Raw genomic sequence first — 25,513 nt, forward strand, 5'->3', positions numbered from 1 at the left:
TTGAGGTGGCTCCGGGAACGGGGCCATCTTTTATGAAAAGGAGGAAGGCATGTATGCCAGAGAATCGTTTACGATCGCAGAAGTAGCAGATCTTTTGTCAATCCGAAGACTGAGTGATTCTTACCAGGACGAATTTCCGGTGGAATGTCCTTTTTGCGGGGATTTAAGAGGAAAATGCAGTTTTTGCATCCGCAAAAATGGAGAACTGAAAAATGTTTACCATTGCTATCATTGCGGAGCATCCGGAAACATGCTGACACTGTATGCGGAACTATCCGGCATTTACGGGAGAAACCGGTATAAAGAAGCCTACCGGGAGATAAAGCAGGCACTTTCTTTTTCTGGAACGGATAAAAGACAGCAGTCCACGACACGAAATGGTTTCGCTTCTATCGTTTCTAAAAAGAAACGCATTTCCCTTACGGAAGAGGAATGGGATTACCGGGACCATGTATATAAGGAAATGCTCACTTTTCTTAAGCTTAAGGAAACACACCGGAGGAACCTTCTCCTGCGTGGGCTGACGTTAAATGAGGTCAGACAGATGGAAGAACGAGGTTTTTTAAGTACGGATGAGGAGAATTCCGTGGCCATTGCCAGAAAGCTCTTAAAAAAGGGATTTCGCCTGGATGGGGTTCCTGGATTTTTCATCAACCGGGATGGTGACTGGGAAGCTGCTTTTTATAGGAAGAATAACGGGTATCTTTGCCCGGTCCGGGATGGGAAGGAACGGATCATAGGATTCCAGATCCGGCTGGATATTCCTTTAAAAGAACGGAAGTACCTCTGGTTTACCAGCAGCGGCTTAGAAAAAGGCACATCAAGCGGCAGCCCGGCAGGAGTGTTTGGGAAAATAAAGGATGGCACGGTTTACGTAACGGAAGGGATCTTAAAGGCAGAGATCGCATGGATGTGTACAGGAAATCCTTATATCGGAGTCCCTGGAGTTTCCAATCATAAAGGACTGGAAACTGTCTTGCGAAAACTGAAAGAGCAGGGGTTAAAAAGAGTTTACGAATGTTACGACATGGATAAAATGATGGAATTGTCCTGTAAGCACGATGAAAAAAGTGCGTGCCGGCAATGTGAACATGGAATTTATCTGTATCATGGAGAATGCCCCAGAAAGCGCAGAAAGCGGGACATGATCCGAAAAGGCTGTATAAAACTATATGAGATCTGTGAGGAACTGAATGTATCCTGCAAAAGAGTCACCTGGGATACCGATGCATCCGGTACCTGGATGAAACACTACAAAGGCGTGGATGACTGGATCCTTCAAAAAGAGGAAAAAGGAAACAGAAAGACGGCATAAAATGGTTTGGTCAGATAAAAGGGAAACTGGGATTTTTTTCAGTTTCCTTTTTATCTGGCTGAAAAAGCCGGAAGAAAGGAGAAAGCGATGCAGATAAGAGACGGACCAAAAGAAAACTGCAGGGAAAAAAGCGATCATGAAAGGAGAACGTGCACTTGGAAAAAAACTGGAAGAAAAGATGGATGGCGGGTGCGATGGCTTTTGCTCTGTGCTGCACTACGCTCTTGCAGACGGGAGCTTCTGCAGTATCCGCCGCTGAGGTGGGAGGCGTTTCCGCACAGAGCGAGACGCAGATCGAGGTACAGACAGAAACACAGACAGAAACGCAGACGGAGAAAAGCGAGGAGGAACTGATCGAGGAAACCGTTGCTGATCCGGAACTTGCGCTTATGGTTACCGAAGGGGAAGCCTTTGATATCCAGAATGATTTTACAGGACTGAAACTCTCTGACGGAGACCATGTGGAACTGAAAAAAGCAGCAATGGAAGACGGGACTGTATTTGATTATAACCATGCGGGGACCTATAAATGCGTATATCTTGTTACGCCCGCATCGGGAGAAGCCTATCTGGTTGCCAGAAACATTACGGTGACACCAAGGGAAGCAGAAACAGACGGATCCAATGGCGGCCAGGAACAGGAAACCGGCGATGACGAACCGGAGGCAGACCCCGTCCTCCCGACCATAAGCCCGGAAGATGCCCCGGAAACTCTGGAAGAGCCGGAAGAAACGGAGGAGCCAGAAGAAGAGGAAGCAGAAGGATTTTCCGATGAGGAAACAGAGGATGGAAGCCATCAGGTTGACATCGTACAGGGAAATGAATTCAATATTGAACTGGACCACGAGGACGGACGTTACCAGACGGGGGAGACGGTCAACTTTTCCGGTGATATCCCGCAGGGAAGCCTGATCGCAGTGGGAACAAGTCTTGTCGAAGCAAACCAGACAGAGAATACCGAAGATCTTCTGTATGCAGAAGTAAGCTACGATGAGGGAACAAATTCCTTCAGCTTTGAGATGCCGGAAGATGATGTTGCATTAAGTGTGCTATATGACCAGGCTGAGGGCGGTATTAGTACCGTGGCAGCTTCCGATGGAGACTTGTGGGATGATTCAACAGACATTGAAGCTAATACCTATTACTACTATTCAGATGGAAAACTGCATCCTTTTGATTCTGTTATGGGACAGGGCGGAAATGATTCCTATAAGTATATCCGTTACAAAGCAGGCGGAAAGACTTATACCGTCTATGCATACTGCATGCAGCACAGTAAACAGTCCCCGCCAAGTGGAACGACTTATAAAAATATGGTCGAACTGGATGAAGGCGGCGATGACCGTTATTTAAGGAAGGCCATGTTTTACGGATATGGCGGTCCCGGATGGGGCGGCACATTCAACGGCTATAATATCAAATCCATCATGGAAAAATACGGCTGTTCCTCCGAGACCCGTGCAATGCAGCATTATCTGGTCGATTATTTATATGACGGGGAATCCGGATTTGGCGGCTCCCTTTCGACAACTGCCAAAAACATGTTAAAAGAGATCAAGGCAGCCCTTGCAAAGATGCCGGATCCAACGACCATGGAACTGACACCAGGGCTCAGTGCTTCTGCAAATGGAAACCAGAGCCCGACATTTACATGGAAGGCAAATGCAGCTTTTGTGATCACGATCCATCTGGAAAACGGGGTCTCCCTTGTAAATGAGACGACAGGGAAAACCGGGACCGGAAATGTGAGCGTAAAGGGCGGTGAAAAATTCCATCTGGAAGCAACCACCCAGAATATTGGAAGCCTGAAAGGAAAATATGCGATCACATCCAACTATCCGCTTAATTTCCATGCCATGCTCTTAAAGCTGGCGAACAGCCAGGATATCGGATTTGGATATTATACCGATACACTGGAGCTGAACCTGGAGGTAGACTGGCCGGATGAAGCAACGGTCAAGATCATCAAAAAAGATAAGGGAAGCAACGCGCTCCTTGCAGGTGCCGTTTACGGCATCTATGCAGATGAAGCCTGCACGAAACTTATCAAAAAAATGCCGGCAACAAATGCAAAAGGGGAATCCGAAGTAAAGATCACCAAAACACAGGATACCGTTTACCTTCGTGAGATCTCAGGCCCGTCCGGATACGTGCTGGATACGAAAGCCTATGGGGTAAAACTGGTCGTAGGGAAGACCGCTTCCAAGAACTTAACGGATAAAGAGCAAAAAGGTGCACTCACCATTTATAAAGAAGGAGAAGTGCTCACCGGAGCTGCCGTCACGGAAAATGGTGTGACATTTACCTACGAAAAACGGAAATTGAAAGGAGCCGTTTACAGTGTTTATGCAGGTGCAGATATCAAGGCGGCAGATGGCACCCTCATCTATAAAAAAGGTGCGCTTGTCAAGGATAATCTGGTTACCGGAGATGACGGAAGCGTTACGTTAAAGGATCTCTATCTTGGCACCTACACAGTAACCGAGACGAAGGCTCCGGATAATTATGTATGTAAAGGAGAGTCCAAGACGGTTGAACTTGTGTATGCAGGCCAGACCGTAGAAGTGCAGACCGGCAGTGCCACCTTTTTAAATGAACGCCAGAAGGCAGCAGTCCGTGTGGAAAAACAGGACGAAGAGACAAAAAATCCGCTTTCCGGAGGTATCTACGGGCTGTATGCAGCAGAAGATATCAAAGTTGACGGTAAGACCGTTGTTCCCAAAGGAACCCTGATCGAAAAAGCAACGACCGGAGCCGATGGAAAAGCTTCTTATAAAGCGGAACTTCCGATCAATTATAGCTACAGCATCCGGGAGATCCAGGCACCGGAACTTTACCTTAGAAACAGTGAGGATACTTACACCTTCACTTTTAAGTTTACCAATGATAAGGAAGAAAAAGTAAACTTTAGCCATACCTTTACAAATAAGCGTGTAAATGCAACGATCGACCTGGTAAAAGAAGACAGCGAGACAGGAAACAGCGCACAGGGAGATGCAGTATTTGAAGGAGCCATTTACGGGCTCTATGCAAGGGAAGACATTAATCATCCGGATGGCAGGAGCGGAGTCCTTTATAAAAAGGACGAGCAGGTAGCTACCCTGACGACCGATAAAACGGGAAAAGCAAGCGTAAGCAACCTGTATCTTGGAAAGTATTATTTGAAGGAGATCACGCCTCCAGTAGGTTATCTTCTGGACGAAGAGGAGCATGATGTAAACTGCGACTACGAAGGAGACCAGGTAGAGACGGTAAAACGAAATACCGTTTCCAAAGAAGACGTGATCAAACAGCCATTCCAGTTGATCAAAGCAGCGGATAATGATAAGACCGATGCGGATCTTTTAAAAGGTGCCGGATTCTCTGCTTATCTGATCAGCAGCCTGACTGTAAAAGACGATGGAAGCTATGACTTTACAAATGCGACCCCGATCGTTCTTACGGAAGACGGAAAAACAGAAATGTTTACCGATGAACGCGGCTATGCGTGCAGCATCCCGATCCCTTATGGACGCTACATTGTCCGTGAGACCACAACACCGCATAATTTCATGCCGGTAGATGATTTTACCGTAACCGTAACCGAGAACAGCAGCACACCGCAGGTATGGAGAGTCCTTTTGGACGATGAGTTCAAAGCAAAGCTTAAGATCGTGAAACAGGATGATGAGACCAAACAGCCGGTCCTCCTTGCCAATACAGAATTCAAAGTGTACGACCTGGATGCGAAAAAGTATGTGGAACAGGTAACGACCTATCCAAATACGGTTGTCCATAAATCCTATTTTACGGACGAAAATGGTTACCTGATCCTTCCGGAATCCTTAAAATGCGGAAATTACAGGATCGAGGAAGTGAGCGCGCCGGATGGCTACACTCAGAATACCCAGTATGTGGAGATTAAAGTTGACAAGAATACAGCTTATCAGATGGATTCTGTCAGCGGGGATGCCATCATTACCGTGACCTATGAAAACCATCCGGTCAAAGGTAAACTGGTGATCCATAAATCCGGTGAAACCTTAAAATCCTTTAAAAAGGATTTTGTATACGAAGAAACTTCCCTGGAAGGGGCAGAATTTGAAATCTACGCAGCAGAAGATATTTTCACACCGGATCATCAGGTGGACGAGCAGGGAAACCGTCACGTGATCTATGCAAAGGATACCCTGGTAAAAACAGTGACCACTAATAAAAATGGGGAAGCTGTGATCAAAGACCTTCCGCTTGGAAAATACCGTGTGAAAGAAACAAAAGCACCGGCCGGATTTGTCTTAAATCCAGACAGTCAGGAAGTATCCTTTATCTATAAGGATCAGAACACACCGGAGATCGAAGAAAAACTGGAATTTTCCAATGAACGCCAGAAAGTAGAGCTGAGTGTGGAAAAACAGGATGCCGAGACCGGAAAGGCTTTAAAAGGTGCAACCTTTGGATTATACAATAAAGAAGCAATTTCTTCCGGCGACAAGGTGATCGTAAAAGCAGATACACTGCTTCAGGAGATCACAAGCAACGAAAAAGGTAAGGCAGCGTTTACGCTGGATCTTCCGCTTGACAGATACTATGTGAAAGAACTGCAGGCGCCGGCGGGTTATGTATCTTCCGATGAGATCCTGGAATTTGATGCCACATACCAGGGCCAGGACGTAAAAACGATCAAATTAAAATCCGTGAAGAAAAACCAGCCGACAACGGTAGAAGTGACAAAAGCAGACATCACGACTGGAACAGAACTTGACGGGGCCTCCATGAGTGTACTGGATAAGGATGGCAACGTGATCGATTCCTGGACATCCGTAAAAGATTCCCCACATGTGATCAAGAGACTTCAGGTTGGAAAAACATACATTCTGCGTGAGGAGCTTGCACCATACGGTTACTTACGTGCAACAGACGTAGAGTTCACGATCTCTGATACTGCAGAAGTACAGAAAGTCAAAATGGAAGATGAAGTCCCGGTAGCAAGACTTCTGGTAAACAAGAAAGGGGAATTCTTAGACAGTGTATCCCTTCTTGACAATGCAAAAGGCATGATCGAGCACCTGTTCAACTATGTGACCGGAAACCTGACCGATGTAACCTTCAATGTTTACGCGGCAGAAGCCATCCGTGCAGCAGACGGGGTAAGTGCAGATTATTATGCGGCAGATGAACTGGTCGGCTCCATTACAACAGATGGAAATGGCATCGCACAGATGGATAACCTTCCGCTTGGACGTTATTACATCGTGGAAAAAGAGACTGCACATGGTTACGTTCTGGATAATGAACGAAGATATGTGGATCTTACATACCGTGACCAGGATACACCTCTGGTTACTTATAGTGCCGACTGGCAGAATGCACGCCAGAGGGTACAGGTGGAAGTCCTGAAAAAAGAAAAGGACAGTGACAAAGTACTTTCCGGGGCGATCTTTGGCCTCTATGCAGCAGACGACATCGTATCTTCAAAAGGAAAAGTACTCCTTGCGAAAGACACCCTGATCGAACTGAAGACCACAGATGAGGATGGAAAGATCCAGTTTGTTGCAGACCTTCCGGTTGACAGCAGGTATTACATTAAGGAACTTGCCGCCCCGGATGGCTATGTGACAGACCAGGAACCGCAGGAATTCACTTTTGAGTACCAGGGCAGTGGAACCAGTGTTGCAGAGTATGCGTTCACCTTTGAAGATGAACAGACTACGGTAGAACTTTCCAAAGCAGACCTGACGGACAAAAAAGAACTTCCGGGAGCATCCTTAAAGGTAACAGATGAGGATGGAAATACGGTGGATGAATGGGTATCCAAAGAGGAAGCACATATCATCAAGGGTCTTATCGCAGGAAAGAAATACAAGATGACAGAAACAAAGCCGGCAGATGGTTATGTGACTGCGGAAAGTATTGAATTTACCGTCGAAAACACAAAAGAAGTACAGAAACACCAGATGCTTGATGATGTGACCAAAGTGGAAATCAGCAAGAAAGACATTACGGATTCCAGTGAGGTACCGGGAGCAAAACTGTTCATCCTGGATAAAGATGGAAAGAAAGTTGAAAGCTGGACGTCCACAGATAAACCGCATATGATCGAAAAACTTCCGGTAGGCGAATATACCCTTCGTGAAGAGCAAGCCCCGGATGGATACCTCATTGCGGAAGATGTGAAATTTACGGTAAAAGATACTGGAAAAGTCCAGAAAGTCAAAATGAAGGATGCACATCCGTATGGAAAACTGGTCATCAAAAAGACCGATTCCACCAGTAAGGCAGCCCTTTCAGGAGCAGAATTTGAACTGCGTGAAAAGGAGAGCGGAAAAGTCGTAGAAAAACTGGTAACGGATAAGACCGGAACAGCGACAAGCGGCAAGATTCCGATTGCTACTTATAAAAATGGAAAAGTAGAGAAAACCGTGGAATATATCCTGGTAGAGACCAAAGCACCAAATGGTTATGAATTAAGCAGCAAAAAAGAAGAGATCCGCTTTGAATACAAAGACGGAAAAACCAAGGTGATCGAGATCGTAAAAGAGATCAAAAATACCAAATCCCCTTCCGGCAGCACACCGACAGGAAACAGCCCGAAAACAGGGGACAGCACCAACATCTGGCTTCCGATCCTTCTGGCAGTCCTTTCTGCCTGCGGCATTGGCGGCGTGATCTGGTATAAGAAGAAAAAAGGAAATTAATACGGTTCTGGGCTGCTCGATTTACGGGCAGCCCTTTTTCCAGGAAGAATAATCGGAGGTTTGTATGAGACACATAAAAGAAATCATGATCGTGGCAGTCTGCCTGATGGTACTCAGCTTTTGCGTATGTACCGGTTTTGGCATTTACTTTATGTACCGGGAAGGTGTGCAGGAATATGAAGACCTGCGTACATACGTCAAGGAAACGGATGAGGATGACCATACCAAAGGAACAGATGGAAACGATGGAAAACAGACCGTGGTTGATTTTAAGGCATTAAAAAAGATCAATCCGGATATCGTTGCATGGATCCGAATCCCGGATACCAGCATTGATTATCCAGTAGTACAGGGAAACGATGACTCCTACTATCTGACGCACACTTTTAAGAAGACAGAACATGTGGCAGGAGCCATTTTCCTGGATTCCGATAACAATGCCGATTTTTCTGATGACAAAAACATCATTTATGGCCACAATATGAAAGATGGCAGCATGTTCCGCGGACTTCGAAATTTCCTTGACGATGAATTTTTAAAAGAACACCGTATCCTCTATCTGTATCTTCCGGATGAAGGAGTATGGATCTTTGTGATCGTAAAATGCGAGTATACACCGGCAGATGGAGATGCTTTCTTACTTGGAACGCAGGAGGAAGTTCCAACGCTTCTGCTTTCTACCTGTGGAACAGATGCCTCCAAACGTCTGGTCATATGGTGTGAAAGGCAGGAAGAGAAAGGTGGGCAGATAGGATATTCTGACGAGGAAGCAGAAGTACAGGAAGCCGGGGATGATCTTGCTTTCTTAGATGGGGAGTTTGTGGAAAACGAAACCCATGATTTTATTTAAAAGTTTGCAGAAATTTAATGGATAATTTCTAAAAAATATAACATTTTATTTTTCAGGTCTTTCTGGATGGACAGGAACAATCATGGTCTATCCGGAAAGGCCTTTTTTTATTGCAGGAATGGCGTAAAATGGCACTTTGATGGAAATATGATTGTAGAAAAAGGAAGAAAGAAAAGTGATGTTAGTTGCGACTACTTTAAAAATTGAGAAGAAAAATGTCGATTTTTCTCGAATTTTGTTTATAAAAACATATGACGTTTTCTGCTATTTCAAGACAAAATGATTGACAAAATATGGAAAAAAAGTTATGCTATAAAAAAGGTAATATTGTAGAGATTTTATATATGAGTGGTTCGACAAAGACTCATATATAGGAAGTTCGGTGAAAATCCGACACAGGAACGCTACTGTGATGAGCAAAAGCTACAAGTCAGGTCTATCCCTACAATATTGTGCATCAACCCTCGGTTTCAGGGCGGCACGGGTATTTTGTGACTGGGTCGTGCCATGCGTAGGGTGCGGCTTATTTTTTTACAAGAAAAACCGCACGTTACCATCACATCTCAGAGCACCAGGATATTCCCAATACGGGAGAGGAGGAGAAAGGCAGGTCCAGACTCGTGATCTGTACGGGACAGAAACCGCTGTCCTAAGGAGAAACTACGAAAAATGAGCATCTGAAAAGAAAAGGAGAGAAAAAGGTATGAGCAAAAAATTCAAAAGATTATCAGCAGTCATTTTAGCAGTTGTTATGATGCTTGGTTCAACTGTAATGGCTTCCGCAGCAACAATGCACATTTACATCAGAGAATGGGAACAGGGAACAAGCAGTAATACTTATTTAGGAACTCCGAAACCGATTTCTGGAATTACCAATCCTGTAGTTACTGTAACTGGCGTGGATCCAAATGGTACTTATAAAGATGCTCTTGATTTAGCAGATACTAAAAATCAGCTTAGTGTCACTTGGAATGAAAAAGCTAATGAGTATTTAACAGCACTTGAAGTTCCAGGATATGCTAATGCAAACGACGGAAAAAATATTAACCCGACATATGATGAAAAGGGTAATATGATTCATGCTACATGGCAGGGAAGTTCTTGGATGTGGTATCCGGGAAATGATGTTACTTTGGAAGACACTTCTTCTTATCCGCAGACAACATTAGGTGGAACAAAGGTACCATCAGCCAATGAATTTTCTATCGTATTGAGCTATGATACTACTCACTTTGATTGGTAAGTAGTAGAGCGTTGGAGGAATTGTGATGAAAAAAAAATATCTTGCCTATTGCCTTGCTTTATCCATGGTTTTAAGTACTTCGGCTCCAGTATTGGCGTCAGAACAGGTAGATGTTGTTGCTGAAAGCGTAGAAGAACCAGATGTGACGGTTGATTCAGAAATTGAGACAATTGAACCAGAAGATGATGTTGCTGTGTTTGAGAACAACTCTATTCTTACTGAATCTGAACAGGAAAGTGTAGAAAATAGTGCAATAGATTCTTTTGATGATGGTAGTGATAGCACTGACTTTGCAAGTGAAGAAGACGGTTGGATACAGTCAGAAGAGGTTACGGGACTTTCTTTTAAGTATGATAGCAGTAACCAGACATTTTATATGAAAAGTTCTATTCCGGTAGCGTTACCAGATAATACACAATCAGGTTGGACAAGTGAATGGCGAAATAAATACGGAACAGAGCTTAATAATGCTAAGACTGTAGTAATTGAAGGTGAAATCACTCAGATTGGAAAATTTAATTTTGATAATGGCCGACCAGGAGCTTATGATAATCTGGAGAAAGTAGTACTCTCACCAAATGTTACTAAAATTTCGACAGCTGCATTTAGTGATATAGATGCGTTGAAGAGCATTAATTTGAATAATGTCCAAATAATTGAAAACGCTGCATTTGCAGATTCTGGCGTGGAAAGTGTTACATTTGAAAACGAAGAATTGGAAATTGGAGAATATGCTTTTCAAAATTGTACAGCATTAACTACAGTAACAGCGAAAAAAATTCAAGATTTGGGAAGCAATGCATTTAATGGATGTACATCATTAAAAACATTTAATTGTGAAAGCAATATTGATAAAATTCCAAAAGAATGTTTCAAAGGAACGGCACTTACTGCATTTGATTTTAAAAATGTAACAAGTGTTGGAAGGAATGCCTTTAATAAATCAAGCTTGAAATCAGCTTGTTATGCTGGAACAAAAGAACAATGGGATTCTATGATTCCGGCTGCAAGTTGGTCCGGATCGACAATTCCAGCGGGAACTATTGTTCATTGCAAAGCAGATGCTATAGAATCAAAAGATGCAACTTGCACAGAAAACGGCTGGAAAGAAGTTGGTGTCTGCGAAGTATGCGGAGAACACTATTCTTATCCGACAGAGGAAAATGCGATTCCTGCTACTGGTCATACATGGTCCGAGGATTATGTAGTAGATAAAGCAGCAACCTGCACAGAAGCTGGTGAAAAGAGCAAACACTGTACAGCCTGTGATGCCAAAGAAGATGTACAGGAGATTCCGGCACTTGGACATGATTTTGTTTCCAAAGTAACCAAGAAAGCAACCTGTACAGCAGATGGTACTCTTACTTATACCTGCAGCAGATGCAACGAAACAAAGACCGAAACTATTAAAGCGACAGGCCATAAGTGGAGCAACTGGAAAAGAACAACAGCAGCTACAGTATTTAAACCAGAAGTTCAGACCAGAAAATGCTCTACATGCAATAAGAGCGAGGCAAGAAATGTTGGCAAAAAGCTTGCACCGAAAGCAACTCTTAATGCCTCTACTGTAACCTTAAAAGTAAAACAGTCTACTTCCAGACTTAAAGTTACCGGACTTGCAAAAGGCGATTCTGTGAAATCTTGGAAATCTTCCAATCGTAAGATCTTCACAGTAAGCGGCAAGTCTAACGGAACCTGCAAGATTACTGGTAAAAAGAGTGGAACTGCGAAACTGCAGATTACCCTTGCCAGTGGACTGAAGAAGACAGTTAAGGTAAAAGTTCAGACAGCAGCAGTAAAAACCTCAAAAATTACAGTATCCAAAAATGTAACTGTTCGGAAAGGAAAGAGAGTGACACTGAAGCCAGTCGTAACTCCATTCACATCCAGTCAGAAAGTTACTTATACAAGTTCCAACAAAAAGATTGCAACCGTTTCTTCCAAGGGCGTTGTAACCGGAAAGAAAAAAGGTACTGTAAAAATAACAGTAAAATCCGGATCTAAATCCGTTAAAGTGACTGTCAAGGTAAAATAATTAAGAGTTGAAGAGCTCTTCTTCCGTGAGGAAGAGGAGCTTTTTTTAAAGGAGGGACAAAATGAAAAAAACAAAATTGTGGAAAAGGATTGCCGGATGGCTGCTGGTATTTTTGTTAGCACTACAGCTTCCGGTAAATGCATTTGCAGAAGACTGGAATGCTAATGAGGCGTATACATCCGAAGAAACAGATTTGGCCAGTCAGGATATTCTGGAAGAAGATATTTCTGCAGATGAGCAGGTGGATTCGGAAGAAGGGACACTATCCGATGATCAGGTTGATCTTACGGAAGAAGATACGGATGATATTCAGATTGCTGAGGATGGAGATTCCGAGTTTGATCTGGAGATGGAGGAGCCGGTTACAGGTGAAAGTGAATTTACAGATGGGAGTGCCGCTCTTTTCAGTGATGGAACAGACCAGTCTGAAGGAGAAACAGGAGAATCAAAAGAAATACAGGTAACTGTCAGTGTCAGTAAAGATGGAGAGTTTCTTGATGACAAAGATGGAAAACCTATGGCAGGACGTGTAATAACGTTAAGCGGACAATCTAGCTATACTATGGATGATGCTCTGAGGGTAGCTCATGACTTGTATTATCCAGGAGGAGCAGAGGCTGGTTATGATTACCACGCGGATGACGCAGGTATATTTGATGGCGTGATTTACCGGTTATGGGGATATGACAAAAAGAATGTACCATATATTAAGTCTTCGTTAAATCGTAACAGTGCCAATTATGGTTCTGCGCTTGGAAGAACTGTAGAAAATGGTGACGAGATGCATTTTTTCATACAGCAGAAAAAGGACCAGGATAAACTTGCATTTTTTACAGAAGAAGAACAGACCGTTACAGAAGGACAGCCGATCGTTCTCAGACTCAGACAGGAAGATGATGCCGGACGTGCATATTCAAACTGCGAGGGAGCGTCTATCTATATAGATGGAAAAAAGCAGGAAAACATTATAACAGATGCAGAGGGAAAAGTAACACTTCCAGTGCTGGAAGCAAGAGAAACTCCCTACTTTATTACAGCAGAAAAACAAATCAATAATAATGGGACAGAGAGTACTGCGATTTCAGCAGCATATGCAAACATAACCGTTGTTCCGGGTGGAGTTGATAAAGGCGATTATATCAGCAGTGTGAGACTCTGCATTAAAAACAGTGAAACTGAAGTAAAAGAGGAATCAGTCAACGCTTTTGATGGGACGCAAGCATTTAACTTTCCAATAGGATTCAGTCATGGCGAGTTTTATGTAAATGTAAGTACAATGGAAAGCATTCCAGAGGGTTGTACTTTATATGCAGTTTACACCAGTCCATTGGATGATACAGTAAAAAGAGTGAAATTGTCACAGGATTCCTCAACTCTATTAAAAAATACGAGTGTGAAATATTCTTCAAAAGCAATTCTTTCTATTGGCTTTGAAGTAAGAAAGAATGGAAATATTTTACAGTCAATTGAAGTTCCAATACATTATAAAGCACGTTTAAATAAGCTGACAGTCAGTGATTCCTGGGGACATGAATTTCCTACAGGTTTGCAGGATACTACAGAAAGTCAAAACCTCGAGGTGACTGTACCGAAAAATACGGAATATATTGACATTGCCGGAAGTGACAATGACTGCTATGGCTCAATTGCGGAACATCCGGAATTGATTGCGATGGATGGTGTTGAACTTATTAAACGACCACTTGGTGGGGCTTTGCGGTTCACGCCTGATTGGAATAGTCATTCGGAGTATACAGCTGTCATAATATTAAAAAAAGATGATGCAAAGTATGTTTCAGAAGATACAGTATATACGCTTACCATAAAGTCGGGGGAAATTGACTATACTCCAATACTTACTGATAACAGGGAGCCAAATGGAGTAGGGATTATGCAAGGCGAGAAAGCTGAGCCGTTTATAGTGCAAGCTTCTGTTTTACAGGAAAATGAAGGAAAACTTTCTTATCAATGGTATGTAAGTTCAAGTGCAAGTTCGGATATTAAAGATTATGATAAAATAGAGAATGCAGTTGAAAATTCATACACAATAAATACAACTCAGCCACAGTATTATAGATACTATAGATGCCTTGTTTCTTATGAAATAAATACACATCTTTATACTGCGACAAGTAACGTTTTTTCAGCAAGAGTATACCCACATGTAGCAGATAAGCCTGTAATACTCCAACAGCCTAAAGACACAACCTATGTCAAGGGAATCCCTATTACAGAAAAATTGGAAATAGTTGTACAAAAATCTAACGATTTTCGCGTTAAAACAGAGTATCAGTGGTATCAAAATAGAGTAAATTCAACGCAAGATGGAATATTAATATCTGGAGCGACTGAAAATACATATAGTCCAGAAATAAAAGAAACAGGAATAACTTACTATTACTGTAAAGTAAAAACAAATATTCTAGCATATATAAATGGTGATGGTGTAAAGATATCGAGTGAAGAGATCTGTTCGGATATTGCCTGTGTCACCGTCACAGAAGCTCCTCTCCCATGGGAGGGAAACGGAAGTGAAAGCTCTCCATATCTCCTTAAGACAGCTTCAGATGTAGAAGCACTGCGGGACAAAGTAAATACAGAGGGATTTTCCTTTGAAAATACATACTTCCAGCTTACGGAAGACATCACCCTGCCAACTGGATGGAAGCCTATCGGTGTGACTAAGGATGGAAGGAAAGACCTGAAAAATGGCGAGAACCTTAATGCATTCAGCGGTATTTTTGATGGAAATAACCATACCGTAATAGTACCGGAGGGCGGGCTGCCTCTCTTTGGTTATGTCCGTAATACAAGGATCCGTAACCTGAACATCTATGGAAAGAAGATTGCCGGTTATGGCCTTGTCAATAACTTTGAAGGTGTGGGACTTTCCGGAATGGCAGTTGAGATCGACAATGTTACCCTGAAAAGTGGTTCCAGTACCCTGAAATCCGGCCTTCTGGGTGCGAATAAGACGATGAGCCCTTATGCCGGATGTTCTTCAGCCTTTGAGGCAACGGTACGGAACTGTACGATTGAGAAAGATGTTGTCATCGGATATGACAGAAATGAGAATGAGATCGGGGCCATTGCCGGACGTATGCAGGGTACCGTAGAAGACTGTGTAAGTTATGCGATCGTTTACGGAACCAGTTATGTAGGCGGTATTATCGGAACCAGGGACAATGCCATGGGCAACTGCTCTGTGATCGGCTGTAAATTTTATGGCACCGTAGAGGCTTCTGGTGAAGTGGCTGGTGGTATTGTGGGCGGCGGTTATGACAATTCCACAGCCCCGAACGGATGCAAGATAACTATCAACAGCTGCAGTTCAGAGGGAAGCATCACCGGTTCTGACAAGGTCGGAGGAATCCTTGGTGGAGACCTCTATGTGGCACAGACCTGGAACAACTGCACTTATACCTTTAAAAACAATTCCTTTACAGGAAAGGTACAGGCAACAAAGGCAGACGCAGCATATGTAGGAGGTATCATTGGTTTTTATGACAGCCTGAACCGGATCGATGACATCACCAACAATTATTATGCAAAAGACTGCGGGGCAGATAAAGGAATCGGTTTTGTAAGATACATTGATACCAACTGTCTGACCCATGAGACGGCAAGCGGAGCCACTTATGTCAATACAGAAAAAGAAACCACCAGCTGCCCGAAGGTGGAAGGCTGCGGATGGCAGACCGGATATAACCGGACGGATGATCCACTGGGGGCAGACCAGGAAAAACTGGTCTCTACAGAAGGCCTGCGTGTTTATGTGGATTCCCTGGAGCTGACTGGTGATTACCGGACAGAGTTTTACCTTGGGGAGGACCTGGATCTCAGTGGAATGAAAGTGGTTGCTGTGATCAGTGACGGAACCAGACAGGAGCTTTCGCTGACAGATCTTACCATAGAGGGATATAACAAGGATAAACGTGGGGAACAGAAACTGAAAATTTCCTATAAGGAAGCATTCGTGGAACTGACCGTTAAGGTATTGAAAAAAGATGCCGGTACGATCACGGTAAGCTTTACGCTTCTCGGAGACTCTGTTCATGGCAGTGCAAAGGAGGATCAGGAACACACCCTGCGAAAAGGAAATCTGGATACCTGGATCGCAGCAAAAGATTACACGATCGATGGAAATGCCAACGTCCTGGAACTCTTAAAAGAAGTGCTGTCCAAAAATGGAATGAGCTGTCGTACATTGAGGGATGAGACCTACATTGCCGGAATCACGAAGGATGGTCAGGAGCTTGCAGAATTTTCCAACGGACAGAACTCCGGCTGGATGTATACTTTAAATGGAATCCACCCAGATCTTGGAGTAAAAGAGCAGTACCTGGAAGACGGGGATGAGATCGTATTCCATTATACCGATGATTATACCCTGGAACATGACCATGTATGGGACAGCAAATGGAATTTTGATAAGGATGCCCACTGGCATGAGTGTGTTGCCATGTATGGAAAATGTGACATCACGGATAACACGAAAAAGGGTGGTTACCAGAAGCATTCCTATGGAAAAGGAAAGCAGATCAAGGCTGCTACTTATAAGACAACCGGACTGATGAGATATACCTGCCAGGTCTGCGGATACGAAAAGACGGAAACGATTCCTGTAATTGCACATACGCATAAATACACCTGGAAAACTACGGCAAAAGCTACGGTATTCCGTCCGGCGAAGCAGGAAGGAACCTGTTCCCTCTGCGGTAAAAAACAGACACGGAATTATGGAAGCAAATTAAAGGCAACTATAAAACTGAACGTATCCTCCATTAACCTGCGGCGGAAACAGGCCACCACAAAGGTGAAGGTTTCCATGGCATATGGAGATTCCATAAAGTCCTGGGCTTCCAGCAACAAAAAGATCGTGACCGTTGATAAGAACGGAAAGATCAAGGCCGGAACCAAAACAGGAACGGCAAAGATCACCGTTACTTTAAAGAGTGGAAAGAAAGCGACTCTGAAAGTAAAAGTCCAGACTGCAAAGGTAAAGACTACGAAGATCAGCGGCCTCAAGAAAAAACTGACCATCAAGAAAGGAAAGAGTGTTACTTTAAAACCAGTGGTCAGCCCGATCACTTCCCAGGAGAAAGTGACCTACCGTTCTTCCAACAAGAAGATTGCAACAGTCAGCTCGAAGGGCGTGGTTAAAGGCCGGAGAAAAGGAACCGTTACCATCACAGTTAAATCTGGAAAGGTGACAAAAAAGATAAAAATTACAGTTAAGTAAACAGAGTAAGGGTGTAAAAGGTATCAAAAATCAAATAGTGTTTTTGGTACCTTTTCATCCGATAGAGGATAATTATGAAGCAACTGAAAAAAATATATTGGAAACGGATCGGGGTAATAGGAATCATCTGTTTTATGCTTTTGTGGAGCTGTCTCCTTACGGGCTGTGGAATCGGGAAAGGGGATTCCGGAAAGCCTGCTGCCTGTACCATTTCGATAGACTGCCAGACGATCCTTGACAATATCGGTGATTTAAAAGAAACCAAAAAAGAATTTGTTCCGGAGAATGGCTGGATACTTCCGGAAATGGAAGTTAAATTTACTACGGGCGATACCGTATTTGACATCTTAAAAAAAATCTGCGGGGAAAAGAACATCCAGCTCTCTTCCAAATACACCCCGTTATATAAAAGCTATTACGTGGAAGGCATCAATCAGCTTTATGAATTTGACTGCGGAAAAAATTCTGGCTGGATGTACAGTGTAAATGGAGAGTTCCCGAATTATGGGGCTTCCAGTTATAAGCCCAAAGATGGGGATAAGATTGAATGGAAGTATACCTGCAATCTTGGAAGTGATGTTGGAAACCCATACAAAGATAAGAAGTAAAGAAATTGTGAAAAATAGTTAAACTGGTATGAGATAAAGACCAGAAACATTGGCGAACATTGACAGAAATAAGGCGTATCGTTATAATTAGAATAACAAAAAAATCGAGCGTGGTTCGGCTGATGGCAGCCGATTTAAGGAAATCCGGTGCGATTCCGGAGCTGCTTTTCCCTGTGTGAAATGTATCGACTGAAAAACGTCTTATGAAAGCATTTTGAGCCAGTATATCCAACACGTCAGGTAAAGAATACAAACATGTAAAAGATATACAGTTTGTATGAGCCGAACGTTGGAAAGGAGATCATATGCGCTCACAGAATGATAAAGCAACATGGAGTATACTGCGATTTAATCATCGTACATTTACGGCACAGCTTGCCAGTATGCAAAGAAACAAACAGGTAGCAGCAATTCCTGAAAAATATATTTATATTGATGATTGCTGTTATAAGGGCAACGGGAAAATAAAAGAGATAATCCTGCCATCCGGCTGCAGAATCATAGGAAAGGAAGCTTTTGCAAGCTGCCAGCTCCGTAAGCCCGTTGTATTCCCACAGACCGTTAAAGAAATCAAAGAGAGTGCTTTTTCGGAAAATCATTCTCTCAGAGAAGTAACATTTCCGGCATCTTTGGAAATTTTGGGAGATTATAGTTATAAAGGATGCACAACCCTTAAAAAGGTAGCATTTGAAACCAGTTCAGAATGCCGCAGGATTCCGGAGTGCTGTTTCCATTCCTGCACGCAGTTAAGTAAAGTGGTATTCCCGGAGCATTTAAAGAGTATAGGAAGAAGAGCTTTTTACCGCTGTAAGGAATTAAAGGAGATCACGCTGCCGGATACACTGGAAGAAATTGGTTTGGAAGCCTTTTACTTCTGTTGCTTTGAAACCATAGTCTTACCAAAAGAAATTAAAAAATTAGATCAGAGGGCCTTTTTCGGATGTAAGAAATTGAAAGAGGTATATATTCCGGAAAATATCATGTATCTTGGAGAGGAAGTCTTTCATGGATGCAATCGGCTGGAATATCTGGAGATACATCATGATCCTGAGCATATTGGCTCAAAAATCGTGAACAAAAACTGCACGATACGTTGCAAAAAGGGAAGCAAAGTGGATTTGTACTGTGAAGAGCAGGGATTAAAGAGGGAGTACATTTAAACGTGTTATCAACAAATAAGACCGAGAAAAGAAACAGACAGCCTGCGGATCAATCCATCATTGATGCTTTTTCCACATGCCATCCATTTTTGAATTTTTTTTATTTTGCTGTAGTACTGTTATTTACTATGTTTAATCAGCATCCCGTCTTTATCTGCATTTCTTATGCGGGTGCTTTGTCTTATTCCATCCTTCTGCTTGGAGGAAAAAGGACACTTAGGCAAAGCTTTCTCTTTACCCTTCCCAGTCTTTTGATCGTGGCTCTTCTGAATCCACTTTTCAATCATTATGGGGTCACGATGTTATATTACGTAGAAAGCAGTGGAAACTGGATCACTTTGGAGGCCTTAGTCTATGGAGTAGTCCTTGGAGCGGTCATGTTCGTAGTGATTCAGTGGTTTTCCTGTTATAATAAAGTTATGACAAGTGATAAATTTATTTACCTGTTTGGAAGGCTGATACCGGCCCTTTCTCTGATCCTTTCCATGGCGCTTCGCTTTGTCCCCAGATTTACGGGGCAGCTGAAAGTGATCCGGAACGGTCAGAAATCCATGGGAAGGGATGTTTCAGAGGGCAGTCTTTTTAACCGCATCCGTGCGGGATTTAATATGCTGTCGATACTGGTCACATGGGCTTTGGAAAATGCCATAGAAACTTCGGATTCCATGCGGAGCAGGGGATATGGATTAAAAGGCAGGACTGCTTTTTCCATTTACAAATTTACGAAGAAGGATAAAAGCCTTCTGGCAGTGATGGCAGCTTTATTCCTTGTATTTGCCACTGGCTGTATGAATGGGGCTTCTTATGCAAGTTATGATCCCCGTATTTTACTTGCTGGTTTTACCATTCAGGGGCATCAGGCTCCGGTATCTGTTCCAGTAGTTGAAGCAATGCTTACATACATCTGTTTCGCATGTTTTTGTTTCATTCCGGTGATCCTGGATGTGACGGAGACTATCCGTTTTGCCAGAAGCCGGAAGCATTGTGAAACAGATCTGGATATGACTTACAAAAAAATCTACGAAACTCTGGAACAGGAAGGATAATGATTATGAATCTTGTAGAAGTAAAGGAGTTTAGCTTCGCATACCCGGAATGTTCCAGGAAGGTTCTGGACCATGCGAATCTGAAAATAGAAGAAGGAACGTTAAATGTGATCTGCGGACGGAGCGGATGCGGCAAAAGCACGCTGCTGCGCCAGTTAAAAACCGTGCTGGCCCCGGTTGGAAAGTCAGAGGGAGAAATCTTTTACCGGGGGATGCCGCTTTCGGGGATTGACCACCGGACACAGAGCCAGGAGATCGGTTTTGTCATGCAGAACCCGGATAATCAGATCGTAACGGATAAAGTCTGGCATGAGCTTTCCTTTGGACTGGAAAGCCTGGGATATGACAATGCGACTATCCGGCTGCGGGTTGCGGAGATGGCCAGCTATTTTGGTATCCATCAGTGGTTTTATAAAAATGTCTCAGAGCTGTCAGGAGGGCAGAAGCAGATCTTAAACCTGGCTGCGATCATGGCAATGCATCCATCCCTTTTAATACTGGATGAGCCTACGTCTCAGCTGGACCCCATCGCTGCTTCTGATTTTCTGGAAACCGTAAAAAAGATTAACCGTGATATTGGAACAACGGTGCTCCTTACGGAACACCGGCTTCAGGATATCATCCCTTATGCGGATAGGGTATTTGTCATGGATAAGGGGAATGTTTATCTGGAAGGAACTCCCAGGGAAATCGGGGTAAAATTAAAGGAACAAAAACATGGCATGTTTCTTTCCATGCCGATTCCTATGCAGATCTATGGTGAGACAGACAGTCAGGCAACCTGTCCGCTGACAGTCAGTGAGGGAAGACAGTGGCTCTCCCGTTACTGTAACGAAAAAGGAATTGCTTCGGATAGTCAGCGAAAGAGCGAAATTACTGAAAAAGTCAGATACACAAAAACAGATAGTTCGAAGAAAGAATTGTCCATTCAGGCGAAAGATGTCTGGTTCCGGTATGAAAAGGACAGTCCGGATGTTGTCCGGGATCTTTCCCTGGAGGTAAAAAAGGGAGAGTTCTATGCACTGGTAGGTGGAAACGGTACGGGAAAGAGCACTACGCTGTCTCTTTTAAGCCGGGTGCGATGTCCATACCGTGGGAAGATACTTCTGGAAGGGCGGGATATCCGTTCGTATAAAGACCGGGATCTGTATTGTGGGCTTTTGGGAGTCATGCCGCAGAACCCACAGAGCATTTTCTTAAAGAAAACAGTCCTGGAAGATTTGTATTCTGTGATCGGGGGCAGGAGAGAAAAAATGTCTTCGGAATATCAGATTCATATGAAAAAAGAAAAGGCTATAGAAGGGATCGTAAGCCTTACCAGGCTGGAAGGGCTTCTGGAAAGACATCCTTATGATCTGAGTGGCGGGGAACAGCAGAGGCTGGCACTTGCCAAAGTCCTTTTGCTTCGTCCGAGGATTCTCCTGATGGATGAACCTACGAAGGGAATGGATGCAGAATATAAAGAAGAGATCGGAAAGATCTTAACCCGGCTGAAACAGCATGGCCTGACGATCTTTATGATCTCCCATGACGTGGAATTTGTTGCAGAGTATGCGGACAGGGTAGGCCTGTTTTTTGAGGGAAACATCGTTACCAGCCAGAATACCCGGGAGTTTTTTGCCGGAAATAATTTCTACACAACTGCAGCAAACCGGATGGCAAGACATTTGTTTCCGGAAGCTGTGACTGGAAAGGATGTGATTGCATGCTTACGGAACAGCAACTAGACCAGTTTATAGATGAATTCTGGGAAGACATTCCAAATGAAAGGGCAGAAGATGGGCCGGCAGAAGATCTGGAAGAATACACCCTTCCTTCTGATGGGATGATCATCCGGCAGATGGAAAAGAAAGGGAAAGTGAACCGGAGGACCTGGTTTGCCCTTATCTTGATGCTGTTAGTGGTTCCGCTGCTTTTGTATCTGTCGGTCAGGTTTTTCCATGGAAGGAAATATCTGATATGCAGCCTGATTGTGATCGTGGCTGCAATGCTCCCGTTTTTTATGATGTTTGAAGGACGCAAACCAAAAGCACGGGAAATCATGGTGATCTCTGTCCTTGCAGCGATTGGTGTTGCAGGCAGGGCTGCCTTCTTTATGGTACCCAGTTTCAAACCGGTAGCTGCTATTGTGATCCTTACCGGTGTTTCTTTTGGGGGAGAGGCGGGGTTTCTCGTTGGCTGTCTTATCACGCACGTTATCCAACATGTTTATGGGACAGGGTCCCTGGACACCATGGCAGATGTTCTCTTTTGGCATCATCGGGTTCCTGGCAGGAATTCTTTACCAGAAAGGAATCTTAAAAGCAAGGAAGCGGGATCTTTGTATCTATGGATTTTTAAGTGTGGTGCTCATCTATGGCGGGATCATGAATCCGGCAAGCATCTTAATGTCTTACGGATACATCACACCGGCCAGCCTGGTTGCTTTTTACATTTCAGGGATCCCTGTGGATCTGGTGCATGCACTGTCAACTGTGATCTTTTTATGGTTTTTGAGCAGGCCGCTTCTTGAAAAACTGGAACGCATTAAGAAAAAATACGGGCTGATTGAGTCCGGGAAAGAGGAAATGCTTTGATCTATGTCAGCCATTTGATCTGCGACGAAGATATGAAAGAGCTCTGCTGCCAGTACGGGACTGGGGTGGAGAGCATTGAGTTTTCCATTTCCGACAATTTGGACCAGCTGGAAAGAAAAATAGAACTGTATCAAAAAAGGCTGGGGCAGATGGGAAATCCGCCGCTTACCCTGCATGGGCCTTTCCTGGACTTAAACCCGGCATCTTTTGACAGTCGGATAAGGAAAGTGACGATGGAACGGTTTGACCAGTGTTACCAGGCAGGGATCCGCCTGGGGGCAGAAAAGATCGTATACCATTCCGGGATGATCCCTACGGTATATTTCCGGGAAGGATGGGCGGAACAAACAGGCCGGTTTTTCCGGGAGTTTTTAAAAGACCGGGAAGGCCCTGAGATCGTCATGGAAAATGTCCTGGATGAAGACTGGCGGCTTCTTTTGGATGTATATAGAATCGTAGATCATCCAAAGTTTAAGCTGTGCCTGGATATGGGGCATGCACACTGCTATTCGGAAATCTCTGTCCTTAAATGGGCGAAGGAACTTGCTCCATATGTCGGACATGTCCATATCCATGACAATACAGGGGACAGGGATTCCCATTTGGGCTTAGGAAAGGGCACAATTCCATGGAAAAGGTTTTAAAACTTCTTCCCTGCACAAAGGAACGGACCTGGACGATAGAATGTTCCAATAAAGAAGATGTGATTCTCAGCGTAAAACAGATAAAGGAAAAAATGAGGGGGAAATTATGAACAGATTAAAAAAACGGACATGCCAGTTTCTGGTGTTAGTTACCACAGCGGGGCTTTTGACAGGCTGCGGGGGCGGAACCCCAAAGCTGGAAGATGCACTGAAAAAGACAGCTGCTTATGAACAGGAAACCGTAACTTCACCGGCATCAGATACCCTGGGTGGGGAATGGACAGTGATCGCACTTGCCCGTTCAGGAGAAACGGTAGATGAAAACTATTTTGAAAAATACCGGGCCAATCTTGAAAAACGTGTCAAAGACCAGGAAGGCGTGCTCAGCGATAACCGTTATACCGAGTATTCCAGGGCAGTCATGGCCCTGAAATCCATAGGGAAAGATCCGACAGATATTGGCGGCTATGATATCGAAAAGTCGCTGGAAGATTTTGATGCAGTGGTCTCACAGGGTTTAAACGGTGCCATCTATGCACTGATCGCCTTAAATGCCGATGACCCGGATGCCAATAAAGACGGGGAACTGGAACAGAAATATCTGGATTACATATTGGAACGGGAAAAAGCAGATGGCGGATTTTCCCTGGATGATAACGCAGAAGACGGGGATGTGGATCTGACCGCCATGACACTGCAGAGCCTGGAACCCTACCAGGATGAAGAAGATGTAAAGGAAGTCATTGACAAGGGTGTGGAATTTCTGGCAGATATACAGGACGATGATGGCGGTTATACCGCATTTGGCGCAAAGAGCTCAGAATCTATTTCCCAGACCGTGATCGCCCTCAGTGCGGTAGGCGTAGACTGCAATGAGGATGAACGCTTCCAGAAAGATGGAAAAGGCCTGTATGATACCCTGATGACTTTTTATCAGAAGGATGGAAGTTTTAAACATACCCTGGACGGGGAAAGCAACCCCATGGCAACAGACCAGGGATTCTGTGCACTGGTGGCTTACCAGCGTTACCAGGATAAGGAAAACAGCTTTTTTGATATGACAGACCACAGATAAGGATGGAGGAAAGAAAATGCCGCAGAAGATAAAGAACTCCAGAATCAGCTGGAGAAAATCATTAAAGGAAAAAAAGATATTACAGATAAGATCCTCATGGCAGTGCTCGCAGAGGGACATGTCCTTCTGGAAGATGTTCCTGGTGTCGGTAAGACGACGACCGCACTGGCACTGAGCCGTCTCATGGGGATGGAATTTAACCGTATCCAGTTCACCCCGGATGTTGTCCCTTCCGATGTGACCGGATTTACCATGTATGACAAACAGAACGGACAGTTCTCCTATCATGAGGGAGCGGTCATGTGCAACCTTTTATTGGCAGATGAGATCAACCGTACTTCCAGTAAGACCCAGTCTGCCCTTCTGGAAGTAATGGAAGAAGGAAAGGTGACGGTAGACGGGGAAACCCATTGTGTGCCATCCCCGTTTGTAGTCATTGCCACAGAAAACCCGGTGGGCTCTTCCGGTACACAGCTCCTTCCGGCATCACAGCTTGACCGTTTTTATGATGAGTGTCAGCATGGGATATCCGGATCACCAGAGCCTGTGGTGGAACTGTTACGGGACAGACAGAAGGAAAATCCCCTGGAAAATGCAAAGACCGTAGTTACCCGGGAGGAGGTGCTGAAACTCCAGAAAGAGGTACAGGAGATCTATGTGGCAGACCAGGTGCTTGATTATGTGGCACATCTTGCAGAGGCTACGAGAAATCATGAACTGATCACACTGGGATTAAGCCCGCGTGGAACCCTGGCACTGGTAAGGATGGCAAAAGCAGCTGCCTATATGAAAGAAAGGGATTATGTTATTCCAAAGCGACGTACAGGATGTCTTTAAGGACGTTGCGGCACACAGAATGATTCTGGATTCCAAGGCGAGGTATCAGGAAAAATCTGCCCGTGAGATCCTTTCTGAGATTCTGGCAGACGTGGCGGAACCGAAGGTGGAAGGACGATAGAAGGAACAGGAGGCCCTGTGGCTCTCGTGGCTGGTCTGCATGGCAGGAGCAGCAGTAATTACAGGCACATGGCTTTTTGCAGCGGTT

The 25,513-nt window shown here is 44.1% G+C and carries 15 protein-coding genes and 1 riboswitch; all 15 genes read left to right on the plus strand.

Annotation, left to right across the window (positions count from 1 at the left end; all coding sequences use genetic code 11):
• Nucleotides 1-49 precede the first annotated feature (49 nt).
• Complete coding sequence (locus AC04Q6_RS03830) at nucleotides 50-1,315, plus strand: DNA primase (RefSeq protein WP_476389532.1); 1,266 nt, start codon at nucleotides 50-52, stop codon at nucleotides 1,313-1,315.
• A 155-nt stretch (nucleotides 1,316-1,470) separates the two neighbouring features.
• A complete protein-coding gene (locus AC04Q6_RS03835; RefSeq protein ID WP_476389533.1) occupies nucleotides 1,471-7,989 on the plus strand; it encodes a SpaA isopeptide-forming pilin-related protein in 6,519 nt (2,172 codons plus the stop codon).
• A 64-nt stretch (nucleotides 7,990-8,053) separates the two neighbouring features.
• On the plus strand, nucleotides 8,054-8,839 hold the full coding sequence (gene srtB / locus AC04Q6_RS03840; RefSeq protein WP_119248218.1) for a class B sortase: 786 nt from the start codon (nucleotides 8,054-8,056) through the stop codon (nucleotides 8,837-8,839).
• A 703-nt stretch (nucleotides 8,840-9,542) separates the two neighbouring features.
• On the plus strand, nucleotides 9,543-10,082 hold the full coding sequence (locus AC04Q6_RS03845; protein WP_118069909.1) for a hypothetical protein: 540 nt from the start codon (nucleotides 9,543-9,545) through the stop codon (nucleotides 10,080-10,082).
• A gap of 25 nt (nucleotides 10,083-10,107) precedes the next feature.
• Nucleotides 10,108-12,117, plus strand: a complete 2,010-nt coding sequence (locus AC04Q6_RS03850) for a leucine-rich repeat protein (RefSeq protein WP_119248219.1) — start codon at nucleotides 10,108-10,110, stop codon at nucleotides 12,115-12,117.
• Nucleotides 12,118-12,178: 61 nt separating this feature from the next.
• Nucleotides 12,179-17,359 carry an Ig-like domain-containing protein gene (locus tag AC04Q6_RS03855; protein WP_244832567.1) on the plus strand — a complete coding sequence of 1,727 codons (5,181 nt, stop codon included), beginning with the start codon at nucleotides 12,179-12,181 and terminating at the stop codon, nucleotides 17,357-17,359.
• 74 nt (nucleotides 17,360-17,433) lie between these two features.
• Nucleotides 17,434-17,967, plus strand: coding sequence for a DUF4430 domain-containing protein (locus AC04Q6_RS03860; protein WP_119248223.1), 534 nt, complete (start codon nucleotides 17,434-17,436; stop codon nucleotides 17,965-17,967).
• Nucleotides 17,968-18,061: 94 nt separating this feature from the next.
• A riboswitch (cobalamin riboswitch) is annotated at nucleotides 18,062-18,217 on the plus strand.
• A gap of 55 nt (nucleotides 18,218-18,272) precedes the next feature.
• Nucleotides 18,273-19,127 carry a leucine-rich repeat domain-containing protein gene (locus AC04Q6_RS03865; protein WP_119248224.1) on the plus strand — a complete coding sequence of 285 codons (855 nt, stop codon included), beginning with the start codon at nucleotides 18,273-18,275 and terminating at the stop codon, nucleotides 19,125-19,127.
• A 299-nt stretch (nucleotides 19,128-19,426) separates the two neighbouring features.
• Nucleotides 19,427-20,173, plus strand: coding sequence for an energy-coupling factor transporter transmembrane component T (locus AC04Q6_RS03870; RefSeq protein WP_330428474.1), 747 nt, complete (start codon nucleotides 19,427-19,429; stop codon nucleotides 20,171-20,173).
• A 5-nt stretch (nucleotides 20,174-20,178) separates the two neighbouring features.
• Nucleotides 20,179-21,900: an ABC transporter ATP-binding protein gene (locus tag AC04Q6_RS03875; RefSeq protein ID WP_119248234.1), complete on the plus strand. Its 1,722-nt coding sequence runs from the start codon at nucleotides 20,179-20,181 to the stop codon at nucleotides 21,898-21,900.
• 477 nt (nucleotides 21,901-22,377) lie between these two features.
• Complete coding sequence (locus AC04Q6_RS03880; RefSeq protein WP_476389545.1) at nucleotides 22,378-22,749, plus strand: hypothetical protein; 372 nt, start codon at nucleotides 22,378-22,380, stop codon at nucleotides 22,747-22,749.
• Nucleotides 22,746-23,393: a TIM barrel protein gene (locus AC04Q6_RS03885; RefSeq protein WP_476389534.1), complete on the plus strand. Its 648-nt coding sequence runs from the start codon at nucleotides 22,746-22,748 to the stop codon at nucleotides 23,391-23,393. The genes AC04Q6_RS03880 and AC04Q6_RS03885 overlap by 4 nt, the downstream gene beginning before the upstream one ends.
• A 106-nt stretch (nucleotides 23,394-23,499) precedes the next feature.
• Nucleotides 23,500-24,468 carry a prenyltransferase/squalene oxidase repeat-containing protein gene (locus tag AC04Q6_RS03890; RefSeq protein WP_119248227.1) on the plus strand — a complete coding sequence of 323 codons (969 nt, stop codon included), beginning with the start codon at nucleotides 23,500-23,502 and terminating at the stop codon, nucleotides 24,466-24,468.
• A gap of 96 nt (nucleotides 24,469-24,564) precedes the next feature.
• Nucleotides 24,565-25,305 (plus strand): AAA family ATPase, encoded by a 741-nt coding sequence (locus AC04Q6_RS03895; protein WP_476389535.1) that lies wholly within the window; start codon nucleotides 24,565-24,567, stop codon nucleotides 25,303-25,305.
• Nucleotides 25,271-25,426: a hypothetical protein gene (locus tag AC04Q6_RS03900; protein ID WP_476389536.1), complete on the plus strand. Its 156-nt coding sequence runs from the start codon at nucleotides 25,271-25,273 to the stop codon at nucleotides 25,424-25,426. The genes AC04Q6_RS03895 and AC04Q6_RS03900 overlap by 35 nt, the downstream gene beginning before the upstream one ends.
• The last annotated feature ends 87 nt before the right edge of the window (nucleotides 25,427-25,513 follow it).

The sequence above is a fragment of the Blautia sp. HA9023 genome (genome assembly GCF_056504095.1).

Excerpts from the sequence above, each read along its gene's own strand:
- AC04Q6_RS03830 (WP_476389532.1), top strand. The coding sequence starts at position 50 with ATGTATGCCAGAGAATCGTTTACGATCGCAGAAGTAGCAGATCTTTTG.
- srtB (WP_119248218.1), top strand. The coding sequence starts at position 8,054 with ATGAGACACATAAAAGAAATCATGATCGTGGCAGTCTGCCTGATGGTA.
- AC04Q6_RS03845 (WP_118069909.1), top strand. The coding sequence starts at position 9,543 with ATGAGCAAAAAATTCAAAAGATTATCAGCAGTCATTTTAGCAGTTGTT.
- AC04Q6_RS03850 (WP_119248219.1), top strand. The coding sequence starts at position 10,108 with ATGAAAAAAAAATATCTTGCCTATTGCCTTGCTTTATCCATGGTTTTA.
- AC04Q6_RS03855 (WP_244832567.1), top strand. The coding sequence starts at position 12,179 with ATGAAAAAAACAAAATTGTGGAAAAGGATTGCCGGATGGCTGCTGGTA.
- AC04Q6_RS03860 (WP_119248223.1), top strand. The coding sequence starts at position 17,434 with ATGAAGCAACTGAAAAAAATATATTGGAAACGGATCGGGGTAATAGGA.
- AC04Q6_RS03865 (WP_119248224.1), top strand. The coding sequence starts at position 18,273 with ATGCGCTCACAGAATGATAAAGCAACATGGAGTATACTGCGATTTAAT.
- AC04Q6_RS03870 (WP_330428474.1), top strand. The coding sequence starts at position 19,427 with ATGTTATATTACGTAGAAAGCAGTGGAAACTGGATCACTTTGGAGGCC.
- AC04Q6_RS03875 (WP_119248234.1), top strand. The coding sequence starts at position 20,179 with ATGAATCTTGTAGAAGTAAAGGAGTTTAGCTTCGCATACCCGGAATGT.
- AC04Q6_RS03880 (WP_476389545.1), top strand. The coding sequence starts at position 22,378 with ATGTTTATGGGACAGGGTCCCTGGACACCATGGCAGATGTTCTCTTTT.
- AC04Q6_RS03890 (WP_119248227.1), top strand. The coding sequence starts at position 23,500 with ATGAACAGATTAAAAAAACGGACATGCCAGTTTCTGGTGTTAGTTACC.
- AC04Q6_RS03895 (WP_476389535.1), top strand. The coding sequence starts at position 24,565 with ATGGCAGTGCTCGCAGAGGGACATGTCCTTCTGGAAGATGTTCCTGGT.
- AC04Q6_RS03900 (WP_476389536.1), top strand. The coding sequence starts at position 25,271 with ATGTTATTCCAAAGCGACGTACAGGATGTCTTTAAGGACGTTGCGGCA.